Annotated in this window: 15 protein-coding genes; 2 read left to right on the forward strand and 13 right to left on the reverse strand. The window is 71.6% G+C overall.

The features are described from left to right. Positions 1–28 precede the first annotated feature (28 nt). Positions 29–667: a TIGR02234 family membrane protein gene (locus ACIRC0_RS13295; protein ID WP_403615272.1), complete on the reverse strand. Its 639-nt coding sequence runs from the start codon at positions 665–667 to the stop codon at positions 29–31. Positions 668–926: 259 nt separating this feature from the next. On the opposite strand from ACIRC0_RS13295, the gene ACIRC0_RS13300 reads away from it, so the two are divergent. Beyond that, entirely contained in the window at positions 927–2144 is a 1218-nt protein-coding gene (locus ACIRC0_RS13300) for a peptidase S8 (RefSeq protein WP_403615275.1), read from the forward strand. Between the two features lie 3 nt (positions 2145–2147). Here the strand turns inward: ACIRC0_RS13300 and ACIRC0_RS13305 are convergent, their stop codons facing one another. Together ACIRC0_RS13305 and hisI are read right to left on the reverse strand one after the other, a co-directional pair. Continuing rightward, positions 2148–3665: an anthranilate synthase component I gene (locus ACIRC0_RS13305; RefSeq protein WP_403615278.1), complete on the reverse strand. Its 1518-nt coding sequence runs from the start codon at positions 3663–3665 to the stop codon at positions 2148–2150. 11 nt (positions 3666–3676) lie between these two features. Continuing rightward, entirely contained in the window at positions 3677–4078 is a 402-nt protein-coding gene (gene hisI, locus ACIRC0_RS13310; protein WP_403615281.1) for a phosphoribosyl-AMP cyclohydrolase, read from the reverse strand. Between the two features lie 82 nt (positions 4079–4160). On the opposite strand from hisI, the gene ACIRC0_RS13315 reads away from it, so the two are divergent. After that, positions 4161–4796 (forward strand): TIGR03085 family metal-binding protein, encoded by a 636-nt coding sequence (locus ACIRC0_RS13315; RefSeq protein ID WP_403615283.1) that lies wholly within the window; start codon positions 4161–4163, stop codon positions 4794–4796. A gap of 9 nt (positions 4797–4805) precedes the next feature. Here ACIRC0_RS13315 and ACIRC0_RS13320 read toward each other — a convergent pair whose 3' ends face one another. The 10 genes from ACIRC0_RS13320 to hisD form a co-directional block, all read right to left on the reverse strand. Beyond that, positions 4806–6062, reverse strand: a complete 1257-nt coding sequence (locus ACIRC0_RS13320; RefSeq protein WP_403615286.1) for an MFS transporter — start codon at positions 6060–6062, stop codon at positions 4806–4808. Between the two features lie 14 nt (positions 6063–6076). Next, entirely contained in the window at positions 6077–6664 is a 588-nt protein-coding gene (locus ACIRC0_RS13325; protein WP_403615289.1) for an ArsR/SmtB family transcription factor, read from the reverse strand. A 122-nt stretch (positions 6665–6786) separates the two neighbouring features. Continuing rightward, positions 6787–7557 (reverse strand): imidazole glycerol phosphate synthase subunit HisF, encoded by a 771-nt coding sequence (hisF, locus tag ACIRC0_RS13330; protein ID WP_403615292.1) that lies wholly within the window; start codon positions 7555–7557, stop codon positions 6787–6789. 25 nt (positions 7558–7582) lie between these two features. Next, positions 7583–7975, reverse strand: coding sequence for a RidA family protein (locus tag ACIRC0_RS13335; RefSeq protein WP_403615295.1), 393 nt, complete (start codon positions 7973–7975; stop codon positions 7583–7585). Positions 7976–7991: 16 nt separating this feature from the next. Continuing rightward, a complete protein-coding gene (priA, locus tag ACIRC0_RS13340) occupies positions 7992–8714 on the reverse strand; it encodes a bifunctional 1-(5-phosphoribosyl)-5-((5-phosphoribosylamino)methylideneamino)imidazole-4-carboxamide isomerase/phosphoribosylanthranilate isomerase PriA (protein ID WP_403615298.1) in 723 nt (240 codons plus the stop codon). A 4-nt stretch (positions 8715–8718) separates the two neighbouring features. After that, complete coding sequence (gene hisH / locus ACIRC0_RS13345; protein WP_403615301.1) at positions 8719–9390, reverse strand: imidazole glycerol phosphate synthase subunit HisH; 672 nt, start codon at positions 9388–9390, stop codon at positions 8719–8721. Further along, positions 9387–9551 carry a hypothetical protein gene (locus ACIRC0_RS13350; protein ID WP_366028408.1) on the reverse strand — a complete coding sequence of 55 codons (165 nt, stop codon included), beginning with the start codon at positions 9549–9551 and terminating at the stop codon, positions 9387–9389. Before ACIRC0_RS13350 ends, hisH begins: the two co-directional genes overlap by 4 nt. 3 nt (positions 9552–9554) lie before the next feature. Beyond that, complete coding sequence (hisB, locus tag ACIRC0_RS13355; RefSeq protein ID WP_100825690.1) at positions 9555–10148, reverse strand: imidazoleglycerol-phosphate dehydratase HisB; 594 nt, start codon at positions 10146–10148, stop codon at positions 9555–9557. After that, positions 10145–11314: a histidinol-phosphate transaminase gene (locus tag ACIRC0_RS13360; protein ID WP_403615305.1), complete on the reverse strand. Its 1170-nt coding sequence runs from the start codon at positions 11312–11314 to the stop codon at positions 10145–10147. Before ACIRC0_RS13360 ends, hisB begins: the two co-directional genes overlap by 4 nt. Then, complete coding sequence (hisD, locus tag ACIRC0_RS13365; protein WP_403615307.1) at positions 11311–12636, reverse strand: histidinol dehydrogenase; 1326 nt, start codon at positions 12634–12636, stop codon at positions 11311–11313. The genes ACIRC0_RS13360 and hisD overlap by 4 nt, the downstream gene beginning before the upstream one ends. Between the last annotated feature and the right edge of the window lie 11 nt (positions 12637–12647).

Here is a 12647-nt window from a genome sequence, read left to right on the forward strand (position 1 = left end):
GCTCACCCGCCGGGGGTGGTGGCGGCGTTCAGGCGCCGGTGGGGTCCTCGCCCCGGTCGAGGGCCTTCCACAGGTCCTCGGGACGGTCGGGGTCGAGGGGCTTCGTCCGGCGCGGACGGGGAGTGCCGTCGCGCTCGTAGCGGCCGGACATCGCGGGCCACAGCCGGCCGTAGCGCAGGGCGAGCAGTCCGGCGAGGAGGAGCAGCGCGCCGCCGGCGGCCGCGATGTACGGCCACGCGGAGTGCGTGAGCGCGGTCGCGGTCGCGGAGGTGTCACCGGCCGCCTGTGCCGCCTTCTCGTCGAGCGCCGAGCTGTCGGAGGCGCCCAGCAGCGCGGCGGCGACGGTGCCGGCGCCGGAGAGCGCGAGCAGCAGGGAGACGAGGAGGCGCCCGGTGCTGCGGACGGCGAAGACGGCGACGAGCGCGGCGAGGCCCACTATGGCGAGGGCCGCGGGGACGCCTGTGACGTCGCTGCCCTTGGCGGTCAGCGAGTAGTCGCCGCCGGCCACCGCCACGGTCCCCGCCGACCAGCTCTGCCGGGTGGAGAGCAGCGCCACGGCGGCGCCGACCGCCCCGCACAGCAGGGCGACGGCGAGGCTGCGCCGGGCGGGCCGGAGGGGTGCGGCGGCCTCGGAACGGGGGTCAGGTACGGCAGTCACGTACTCCACTATCGCCTGAACCCCGGCAGAACCGTCATCCGGGGTCCGTCAACCCATGACCGCGCCATCGTTTTCCCATGGTCATCCCAGTGTCAGTCCATGCGCTCCCCGTCCAAGGCAAAAGAAAGTCACAGCTTCAACGTTCTCCTTGTTGACGTGCCCAGGACATTCATAGGTTCTGCGCGGCCGTCGTACGCACCCACGTCGGCGGCTGTACGGCGCACCCCCCACATGTCTCTCCGGTTCACCCACTCATGGAGGACGTACGTTGCGCAGAACCGTTTCCGTCGGCGCCGTGGCCGCACTGGCCACCGCCGCCCTCGCCCTGGCCGCCCCCGTCGGCCAGGCCGCGTCCACGACATCAGCGGCGCACGGCGTCACCGTCGCGCACTCGTGCGCGGCCCCGACGCAGAAGAACGTCATGGCCTGCAACGCTCTCAAGGTCACCGCGGGCACCCCCAGGTCCGCACACGCGGAGAGCGACCTGACGGCCGCGGCCACCCCCGCCGGCTACGGCCCCGCCTCGCTGCAGGCGGCCTACAAACTGCCCTCGTCGACCGGCGGCTCCGGCCAGACGGTGGCGATCGTCGACGCGTACGACGACCCGAACGCGGAGGCCGACCTCGCCGTCTACCGCTCGCAGTACGGCCTGTCCGCCTGCACCACGGCGAACGGCTGCTTCAAGAAGGTCGACCAGAACGGCGGCACGAGTTACCCGCGCGGCGACTCCGGCTGGGCGGAGGAGATCTCCCTCGACCTCGACATGGTCAGCGCGGCCTGCCCCAACTGCAAGATCCTCCTGGTGGAGGCGAGCTCGGCCACGATGACGAACCTCGGGACGGCCGTGAACACCGCGGTCAGGCTGGGCGCGAAGTTCGTCAGCAACAGCTACGGCGGCAGCGAGTCCTCCAGCGACGCGACGTACGACTCCTCGTACTTCAACCACCCGGGCGTCGCCATCACGGTCTCCTCCGGTGACAACGGCTACGGCGTCGAGTACCCGGCCGCCTCCAAGTACGTGACGGCGGTGGGCGGTACGTCGCTGAGCACCGCGTCCAACTCGCGCGGCTGGACCGACACGGTGTGGAGCGGGGCGGGATCCGGCTGCTCGAAGTACGACGCCAAGCCTGCCTGGCAGAGCGATGGCGGGTGCGCGAACCGCACCGTCGCCGACGTCTCCGCGGTCGCCGACCCGAACACCGGCGTCGCGGTCTACGACAGCTACCGCTCGGCCACCGGATGGATGGTCTTCGGCGGCACCAGCGCCTCCTCGCCGCTGATCGCGGCGACGTACGCGCTGGCGGGCGCCCCGTCCTCCGGCTCCTCTCCGGCGTCCTTCCCCTACGCCCACCCGTCGGCGCTGTACGACGTCACCAGCGGCTCCAACGGCAGCTGCTCCGGCTCGTACCTGTGCACCGGCACCACCGGGTACGACGGGCCCTCGGGCCTCGGTGTCCCGAACGGCACGGCGGCGTTCACGGGCTGACCCTCACGGTGACGTGAGCCTGTTGGCCGTGTGCACCGCGCGGAGGACGGCGGCCGCCTTGTTGCGGCACTCGTTGTCCTCCACCACCGGGTCGGAGTCGGCGACGATGCCGGCTCCGGCCTGCACGTACGCCGTGCCGTCGCGCAGCAGGGCCGTACGGATGGCGATGGCGGTGTCGGAGTCGCCCGCGAAGTCGAGGTAGCCGACGCAGCCGCCGTACAGCCCGCGCCGGGACGGCTCGAGCTCGTCGATGATCTGCATCGCGCGCGGCTTCGGCGCGCCGGAGAGCGTGCCCGCCGGGAAACAGGCGGTGAGCACGTCGAAGGCCGTGCGGCCCGCCGCGACCCGTCCGGTGACCGTCGAGACGATGTGCATCACGTGGGAGTACCGCTCGATCGACATGAAGTCGACGACCTCCACCGAGCCGGGTTCGCACACCCGGCCGAGGTCGTTACGGCCCAGGTCGACGAGCATCAGGTGCTCGGCGCGCTCCTTGGGGTCGGCGAGCAGTTCCTCGGCGAGGGCCTGGTCCTCCTGCGGGGTGGCGCCGCGGTGCCGGGTGCCGGCGATGGGGTGGACCATGGCCCGGCCGTCCTCGACCTTCACCAGCGCCTCCGGGGACGACCCGACGACGTCGAACGCATCTCCGTCCCCGCAGGGGAACCGGAACAGGTACATGTAGGGCGAGGGGTTGGTGGCCCTGAGCACCCGGTAGACGTCCAGCGCGCTCGCGGTGCACGGCGTCTCGAAGCGCTGCGAGGGGACGACCTGGAAGGCCTCGCCCGCGCGGATGCGCTCCTTGATGTCCTCGACCGCGTCCTGGAAGTCCTCGCCGCCCCACCGGGCGGTGTACTCGGGCAGTTCGGAGGGCGGCAGGACGGCCGGGGGCTGGGCGACCGCGCGGGACAGGTCGGCCTCCATGGCGTCGAGGCGGGCCACCGCGTCCGCGTAGGCCTCGTCGACGCCCGTGTCGAGGTCGTTGTGGTTGATCGCGTTGGCGATCAGCAGGACCGAGCCCTCCCAGTGGTCCATGACCGCGAGGTCGCTGGTCAGGAGCATGGTCAGCTCGGGCAGCTTCAGGTCGTCGCGCTCGCCGGGGCCGATCTTCTCCAGGCGGCGCACGATGTCGTACCCCAGATAGCCGACCATGCCGCCGGTGAAGGGCGGCAGGCCCAGGTCGTGGGCAAGGTCGCGGGGTGTGTGCAGGGCCTCGATGGTGGCCCGCAGGGCGGCCAGCGGGTCGCCGTCCGTGGGGACGCCGACCGGCGGGGTGCCGAGCCAGTGGGCCCGGCCGTCGCGCTCGGTCAGGGTTCCGGCCGAGCGGACGCCGACGAAGGAGTAGCGGGACCATTGATATGCGGCGCGGCCGTTCTCCGCGGACTCCAGCAGGAAGGTGCCGGGGCGCTCCGCGGCGAGTTTGCGGTAGAGCGCGACCGGGGTGTCGCCGTCGGCGAGGAGCTTGCGCGTGACCGGGATGACGCGGCGGTCGGTGGCCAGCTTGCGGAACGTCTCGAGGTCCATGGCGGCCGACCTTACTGATCCGCGGACGCCGGGGAGGAGGCGGCGTCCTTGAGCAGCACGTCGGCGTCGAAGCAGGTCCGGTCGCCGGTGTGGCAGGCGGCGCCCACCTGGTCGACCTTGACCAGCACGGTGTCGGCGTCGCAGTCGAGCGCGACCGACTTCACGTGCTGCACATGGCCTGAGGTGTCGCCCTTGACCCAGTACTCCTGGCGGCTGCGCGACCAGTAGGTGCAGCGGCCGGTGGTGAGGGTGCGGTGCAGCGCCTCGTCGTCCATCCAGCCGAGCATGAGCACCTCACCGGTGTCGTACTGCTGGGCGATGGCGGGGAGCAGCCCGTCCGCGCTGCGCTTGAGGCGCGCGGCGATCTCGGGGTTCAGGCCGCTGGGCCTGCTGGGCGAAGGCGTGCTGGTCATGCGGACCATTGTGCCGCGCCGCACCGACATGCCCGGTCACCGTCCGCTGGGCGGACCGGTCCCCCGGTCGTACGCTGACTGCATGTCGACCCATGCCAAGCGTGAACGACTCCTCCTCGCGGACCTGTTGGAGGCCACGGGCCCCGACGCGCCCACGCTGTGCGAGGGCTGGAAGACCCGTGATCTCGCCGCCCATGTCGTGGTGCGCGAACGCCGTCCGGACGCCGCCGGGGGCGCGCTGATCAAGCAGCTCGCGCCGCGCCTGGAGAAGGTGATGGAGGAGTACACCGCGAAGCCGTACGAGGAGCTGATCCAGCTGATCCGCACCGGCCCGCCGCGCTTCTCGCCCTTCTCCCTGAAGCAGATCGACGAGGCGGCCAACACGGTCGAGTTCTACGTCCACACGGAGGACGTGCGCAGGGCGCAGCCCGACTGGACGCCGCGCGAACTGGACCCGGTCTTCCAGGACGCCCTGTGGTCCCGCCTGGAGCGCACGGCCCGCCTGACCGGTCGCGGCGCCCCGACGGGCCTAGTCCTGCGCCGCCCGAACGGCCAGACGGCGGTCGCCCACCGGGGCACCCCGGTGGTGACGGTCACCGGCGAGCCCTCGGAACTGCTGATGTTCGCGCTGGGCCGGCAGCGGGTGGCGGACGTGGAGCTGGACGGCGAGAAGGAGGCGATCACTCAGGTGCGGGAGACGAAGCAGCTGGGGATCTGAGCGGACGGCTCACCGGGGAAGTTCGGCCTGGCGCAGGTCGCGGGCGCCCAGGACGACGACCCCGGCCAGCCCGCAGACCGCCGCGCTGACGACGAACACCGGGCCGGTGCCCCAGGCGCCGATGGCGGCGGCGGACAGCGGCATGCTGAGCGGGGCGAGGCCGAGGCTGACCAGGCTGGAGACGGCGGTGACGCGGCCCAGGTAGGCGGGGGCGGCCTGGGTCTGCAGCAGGGCGCCGCACATGGCGCCGCTGAGTCCGGCGAGGAGGCCGATGAGCAGGGCCACCCCCACGGCCGCCACGGCAGTCGGCACGTAGGCGAGGGCACCGATCGCCACGGATCCCGCGAACGCCGCGTACGCGGTCACGTGCCCCGCGTGGGGCAGCCGCCCGCGCACGGCCAGCAGCAGCGAGGCGGCTCCGGCGCCGGCCCCGAAACCGGCCGCCACCCACCCCAGACCGGAGGCGCCCCAGCCGCGCTCGTCGGCCAGCAGGGTCAGGCCCACGTTGAGCGGTCCGACGAAGCCGAGGTCGCCGAGGGCGATGGCGAGCACCAGCGGGCCGAGCACGCGGTGGCGACGGATGTAACGCAGACCCGCGCGAAGGTCGCGCCAGGCAGTCGCGTCCTCGGCACCGGGGGCGTCGTCCGGTGGCAGCTCCCCTATGCGTACGGAGACCAGCAGGGGCACCGACACGGCGATCAGCAGCCCGGCGAGCCCGAAGGCGGCCGCCTCGCCGCCGACCGCCACCCCGAGGCCACCGAGCGGGGCGCCCGCGACGTACGCCAATCGGTAGGCAAGACCTCGCATACCGTGCACCCGCGCAAGCTGCCTCCGCTCGGTCAAGCGGGCTGGAAGGGCGCCCACGGCGGGGATGAACACCGCGTCCACGGTGCCGAACACCAAGGCCAGCAGGGCGAGCGGCCACAGGCCGGGGGTGGTGACGAACAGCAGGCCCGCCACCGCGAGCACGGCGGCGCAGCGCACGGCGTCGCTGCCGATCACGACGTTCCGGGGCCCGAAACGGTCGGCGACCACTCCCCCGCCCAGCATCAGCAGGGCCCTCGGCAGCGCGCTCACCGCCATGACGACTCCGGCCTGTGAAGGCGTCCCTTCCTGGACAGCCGCCCACGACAGAGCGATGTAGTAGACGCTGTCGCCGACCATGGACGACGTGTAGGCGGCGAGCCAGCGCAGGACGTTGCCGTCGCGGTGGGCGGGGCGCTCGGTGGTGTGTCGGCTGGTGGGTAACGCGGGCGCGGCGCTCAAGGCAGTGGCCTCTCTCAGGGACGGAAGGGGAATCCGTACACGTGCAGCGCGACGTTCTCGCGCCCTTCGGTCTCGCCGGCGGCCGCGCGGGCGCGCGCCTGCTCGTTGTGCTTCCTGATCAGGGCGTCCAGCTCCCGGGAGAGTTCGGCCAGTTCGGAGGCCGTCATGCGCGGCAGGTACTCGGAGTCGATGGCGGCGCTGTTCCACTCGGGGCCCCAGTGGGGTCGTTCGTCGAGGTGGCGGAGGTAGAGCTCGCTGCGCTGCTCGTAGAAGAGCCGGGAGGCCGCGGTGTGCGCGGCCGCCTTCTCCGGAGCGTCCCTGAAGTCCTCCACATGGATGCTGACGCCGTCCGACGCGGGCTGCCACCAACGTTCGCGTCCGTCCTCGCTCTGCGGCTCGGCCTCCTCGATCAGCCCGTGCTCGGCGAGCTTGCGCAGGTGGTAGCTGACCAGCGACACGGCCTCGTCGACCAGCTCCGCGAGTCGTGAGGCGGTGGCCACCCGCTCGAGGTACAGCGCCCGGAAGAGCTTCATCCGCAAGGGATGCGCGAGTGCCTTCAGCGTGCCCACGTCGCTGATCCGGAGGCCTTCCTTGCTTGCCATGCCGCCACGGTAGATACGAAAGGAATGTTGCGCAATAGAAATTGCGCAACATTCCTTTCGCATTCGCTCGTGAAAAACCCCGGCCACCGCACGGCGACCGGGGCTCCAAGCCCAGCGCGGCGTCACCTCACGGGATGCCCCGCCTCCCGCAGCGTCTGCTTCACCTCTGCGATCCGCAGGTCCCCGAAGTGGAACACCGACGCCGCCAGCACCGCGTCCGCGCCCGCCGCGACGGCCGGGGGGAAGTGGGCCAGCGCGCCCGCGCCGCCGGAGGCGATCACCGGGACCGTGACGTGCTTGCGGACGGCCGCGATCATCTCCAGGTCGTAGCCGTCCTTCGTGCCGTCCGCGTCCATCGAGTTCAGCAGGATCTCGCCCGCGCCCAGCTCCGCCGCCCGGTGCGCCCACTCGATCGCGTCGATGCCGGTGCCGCGGCGGCCGCCGTGGGTCGTCACCTCGAAGGAGCCGGAGGAGCCATCGCGGGAAGGGGTGCGGCGCGCGTCCACCGAGAGCACCAGGACCTGGCGGCCGAAGCGCTCCGCGATCTCCCGGATCAGGTCAGGCCGGGCGATGGCCGCCGTGTTGACGCCGACCTTGTCGGCGCCCGCCCGCAGCAGCTTGTCCACGTCCTCGGCCGTCCGCACCCCGCCACCGACGGTCAGCGGGATGAACACCTGCTCGGCGGTGCGGCGCACCACGTCGTACGTCGTCTCCCGGTTGCCCGAGGAGGCGGTGATGTCCAGGAACGTCAGCTCGTCGGCGCCCTCGGCGTCGTACACCTTCGCCATCTCGACGGGGTCGCCCGCGTCGCGCAGGTTCTGGAAGTTGACGCCCTTGACGACCCGGCCGTTGTCCACGTCCAGGCAGGGGATGACTCGGACCGCCAGGGTCATGAATCCACGGCTCCTCTTGCTGCTTCTAGCCTCTGAAGGCTTCCAGTTCCACTTCGACCAGGATGCGCGGGTCGACGAAACCCTCCACCACCAGCAGGGTCGCCACCGGGCGCACCCGGTCGAACAGCTCCTTGTGGGCGCGGCCCACCTCGTCGACGTCCCGCTGATGGGTCAGGAACATCCGGGTCCGGACCACCGACTCCGGGCCGAGACCGAACTCGGCGATCGCCTCCAGCGCGCTGGTGAACGCCACCTTCGCCTGCTCGTACGGGTCGCCCTCCCCGTACAGCACGCTGCCCTTGAAGGACGTCGTGCCGCCCACCAGGACGCGGTCGCCCGCCGCGATGGCGCGCGAGAAACCGAAGGACTCCTCCCAGGGACTTCCGCTCTGCACGCGCCGTACGGCTTCGGACGTCATGACACTGTGTCCTTGTTCAAGACGTTGCCTCCAAGGCCTCTTCCAGGGTGAACGCCTTCGCGTACAGGGCCTTCCCGACGATCGCGCCCTCAACCCCCAACGGGACCAGGTCGGCGATCGCCCGCAGATCGTCCAGCGACGACACGCCGCCGGAGGCGACCACCGGGCGGTCCGTCGCCGCGCAGACGTTGCGCAGCAGCTGGAGGTTCGGGCCCTGCAGCGTGCCGTCCTTGGCGATGTCGGTGACGACGTACCGCGCGCAGCCCTCCTTGTTGAGGCGCTCCAGCGTCTCGTAGAGGTCGCCGCCGTCGCGGGTCCAGCCGCGGCCGCGCAGCGTGGTGCCGCGCACGTCCAGGCCGACCGCGATCTTGTCGCCGTGCTCGGCGATGACCTTGGCGACCCACTCGGGGGTCTCCAGGGCGGCAGTGCCGAGGTTCACGCGCGTGCAGCCGGTGGCCAGGGCGGCGGCCAGGGTGTCGTCGTCGCGGATGCCTCCGGACAGCTCCACCTTGATGTCCATCGCCTTGGTGACCTCGGCGATCAGCGCGCGGTTGTCGCCGGTGCCGAACGCGGCGTCGAGGTCGACCAGGTGCAGCCACTCGGCGCCCGCCCGCTGCCAGGCGAGGGCGGCCTCCAGCGGGGAGCCGTAGGAGGTCTCCGTGCCGGACTCGCCGTGCACGAGGCGGACCGCCTGGCCGTCGCGGACGTCGACGGCGGGGAGGAGTTCGAGCTTGGCCATGTCTCTACAGGGTTCCGATCCAGTTGGTGAGCAGCTGCGCGCCGGCGTCGCCGGACTTCTCGGGGTGGAACTGTGTGGCCCACAGGGAGCCGTTCTCCACGGCCGCCACGAACGGCCTGCCGTGCGTCGACCAGGTCACCTTGGGGGCGCTCATCGCCGGGTTATGCGTCTGAAGCTGCCAGTCGTGGACGGCGTAGGAGTGCACGAAGTAGAACCGCGCGTCCGCGTCCAGCCCGGCGAACAGCTCGGAGTCGGCCGGTGCCTCGACGGTGTTCCAGCCCATGTGGGGCACGACGTCCGCCTGGAGGTGCTCGACCCGGCCGGGCCACTCGGCGAGGCCCTCGGTCTCGACGCCGTGCTCGATGCCGAGGCCGAACAGGATCTGCATGCCGACGCAGATGCCCATCACGGGGCGCCCGCCGGCCAGGCGGCGGTCGATGATCCAGTCGCCGCGCGCCTCCTTCAGCCCCTGCATGCAGGCGGCGAAGGCGCCGACGCCCGGCACCAGCAGGCCGTCGGCGTTCATGGCGCGGTCGAAGTCGCGGGTGATCTCCACGTCGGCGCCCGCGCGGGCGAGGGCGCGCTCGGCGGAGCGGACGTTGCCGAAGCCGTAGTCGAAGACGACGACCTTCTTGGAGGCCTTCGACGTCTTCCGGGAAGTGCTCGGGGTGCTCAATTCCACACCTCCAGACGCATGACGCCCGCGACGAGACACAGTGCCGCGGCGATCGACAGCAGCACGATCAGGCTCGTGGGCATCTTCTGCTTGACGAAGGAGATGATCCCGCCGACGAGGAACAGGCCGACGACGATCAGTGCGGTCGAGGTGCCGTTCATGGCTTACAGCGCGCCCTTCGTGGACGGGAGGATGCCGGCCGCGCGCGGGTCGCGCTCGCTGGCGTAGCGCAGGGCCCGGGCCAGCGCCTTGAACTGGCACTCCACGATGTGGTGGGCGTTGCGTCCGTAGGGCACGTGCACGTGCAGCGCTATCTGCGCCTGGGCGACGAAGGACTCCAGGATGTGCCGGGTCATCGTGGTGTCGTACTCGCCGATCATCGGCGCCATGTTCTCGGGCTCGGTGTGCACGAGGTACGGGCGGCCGGAGAGGTCGACGGTGACCTGGGCGAGGGACTCGTCGAGCGGGACCGTGCAGTTGCCGAAGCGGTAGATCCCCACCTTGTCGCCGAGCGCCTGCTTGAAGGCGGCGCCGAGCGCGAGGGCGGTGTCCTCGATGGTGTGGTGCGAGTCGATGTGCAGATCGCCGTCGGTCTTCACGGTCAGGTCGAACAGACCGTGCCGGCCGAGCTGGTCGAGCATGTGGTCGTAGAAGCCGACGCCGGTGGCGATGTCGGTCTTGCCGGTGCCGTCGAGGTCGATCTCGACGAGGACCGAGGTCTCCTTGGTGGTGCGCTCCACGCGCCCAACGCGGCTCATGCGCTCTGCTCCTTCGGGGGCGTGGGGGTGTCCCCCACAAGACACTGCTTGGGGGTGTGGGGGTGTCCCCCACAAAACACTGCACGTACCGCGTCGAGGAACGCGTCGTTCTCCTCCGGGGTCCCGGCGGTGACCCGCAGCCACCCCGGCACGCCGTTGTCCCGGACCAGGACGCCCCTGTCCAGGATCCTCCGCCAGGCCTCGTGCGCGTCGGGGAAGCGCCCGAACTGCACGAAGTTGGCGTCGGACTCGGTGACCTCGTAGCCGATCGCGCGCAGCTCGGCGACCAGCCGGTCCCGCTCCGACTTCAGCTGCTCGACGTACTTCAGCAGCGTGTCGGTGTGCTCCAGGGCGGCCAGGGCGGTCGCCTGCGTGACCGCCGAGAGGTGGTACGGCAGCCGGACCAGCTGGACGGCGTCCACGACCGCCGGGTGCGCGGCGAGGTAGCCCAGACGCAGGCCGGCGGCGCCGAACGCCTTCGACATGGTGCGCGAGACGACGAGATTCGGCCGACCTTCGAGCAGCGGCAGCAGCGAGGAGCCGTGGCTGAACTCGATGTACGCCTCGTCCACGATCACCATGGAGGGCTTGGCCGTCTGCGCGGCCTCGTACAGGGCGAGGACCGTCTCGGGCGGGACCGCGTTGCCCGTGGGGTTGTTGGGGGTGGTGATGAAGACGACGTCCGGCCGGTGCTCGGCGATCGCCTTCTCGGCGGCGGCGAGGTCGATCGTGAAGTCCTCGTTGCGCGGACCCGAGATCCAGCCGGTGCCCGTCCCGCGCGCGATGAGCGCGTGCATCGAGTACGACGGCTCGAAGCCGATCGCCGTGCGGCCGGGCCCGCCGAAGGTCTGCAGCAGCTGCTGGATGACCTCGTTGGAGCCGTTGGCCGCCCACACGTTCTCGAGGCCGACTTCGTACCCGCCGGTGTTCGTCAGGTACTCGGCCAGCTTCGTGCGCAGTTCGACCGCGTCCCGGTCCGGGTAGCGGTTCAGGCCGCGGGCGGCCTCGCGTACGCGCTCGGTGATCCGTTCGACCAGCGGCTCGGGCAGCGGGTACGGGTTCTCGTTGGTGTTCAGCCGTACGGGCACGTCGAGCTGGGGGGCGCCGTAGGGGGTCTTGCCGCGCAGCTCGTCCCGGACGGGAAGATCGTCGATTCCGAAGCTCACTTGCTCTCAGGCACCTTCCAACCGAACCTTGCCTTGATCGCCGCGCCGTGCGCGGGCAGGTCCTCGGCGTCCGCCAGCGTCACCACGTGGTGCGCGACCTCGGCCAGCGCGTCCCGCGTGTAGTCGACGATGTGGATGCCGCGCAGGAAGGACTGGACGGACAGGCCGGAGGAGTGGCAGGCGCAGCCTCCGGTCGGCAGCACGTGGTTGGAGCCGGCCGCGTAGTCACCGAGGGAGACCGGCGCCCAGGGACCGACGAAGATCGCGCCCGCGTTCCTGACCCGGTCCGCGACCGCGGCGGCGTCGGCGGTCTGGATCTCCAGGTGCTCGGCGCCGTACGCGTCGACGACCCGCAGGCCCTCGTCGATGCCGTCGACCAGCACGACGGCGGACTGCTTGCCGGCCAGCGCCGGGCGGATCCGGTCCTCGATGTGCCTGGTGGCGGCGACCTGCGGCTCGAGCTCCTTCTCCACGGCGTCCGCGAGCTCGACGGAGTCCGTGACGAGGACGGCGGCCGCCAGCGGGTCGTGCTCTGCCTGGCTGATCAGGTCGGAGGCCACGTGCACCGGGTCGGCGGTGGAGTCCGCGAGGATCGCGATCTCGGTGGGGCCGGCCTCGGTGTCGATGCCGATCCTGCCGGTGAAGTAGCGCTTGGCGGCGGCGACCCAGATGTTGCCGGGGCCGGTGACCATGTTCGCGGGCGGGCAGGACTCGGTGCCGTACGCGAACATCGCGACGGCGGTGGCGCCGCCGGCCGCGTACACCTCGTCGACGCCGAGCAGCGCGCAGGCGGCGAGGATCGTCGGGTGCGGCAGGCCGTCGAACTCGGCCTGGGCCGGAGAGGCCAGGGCGATCGACCCGACACCGGCCTCCTGGGCCGGGACCACGTTCATGATCACGGACGACGGGTAGACGGACCGGCCGCCGGGCGCGTACAGACCCACGCGGTCCACCGGCACCCACTTCTCGGTCACCGTGCCGCCGGGCACCACCTGCGTGGCGTGCGTGCTGCGGCGCTGCTCGCGGTGGACGAGACGGGCGCGGCGGACGGACTCCTCCAGGGCCGCGCGCACGGCCGGGTCGATCTGCTCCAGCGCGTCCTTCAGGGCCTGGGCCGGGACCCGGACCGACGTGAGGCGCACTCCGTCGAACTTCTCGGCGAAGTCGATCAGCGCCGCGTCGCCACGATGATGCACGGCTTCGCAGATCGGACGCACCTTCTCCAGTGCGGCCGAAACGTCGAAGTCGGCTCGGGGCAGCAGGTCGCGCAGGGCGGGGCCCTCCGGGAGGGCGTCGCCGCGCAGATCGATTCGGGAGATCACAGCCCCAATTC

Source organism: Streptomyces sp. NPDC093984 (genome assembly GCF_044764595.1).
Taxonomy (GTDB): Bacteria; Actinomycetota; Actinomycetes; order Streptomycetales; family Streptomycetaceae; genus Streptomyces; species Streptomyces cynarae.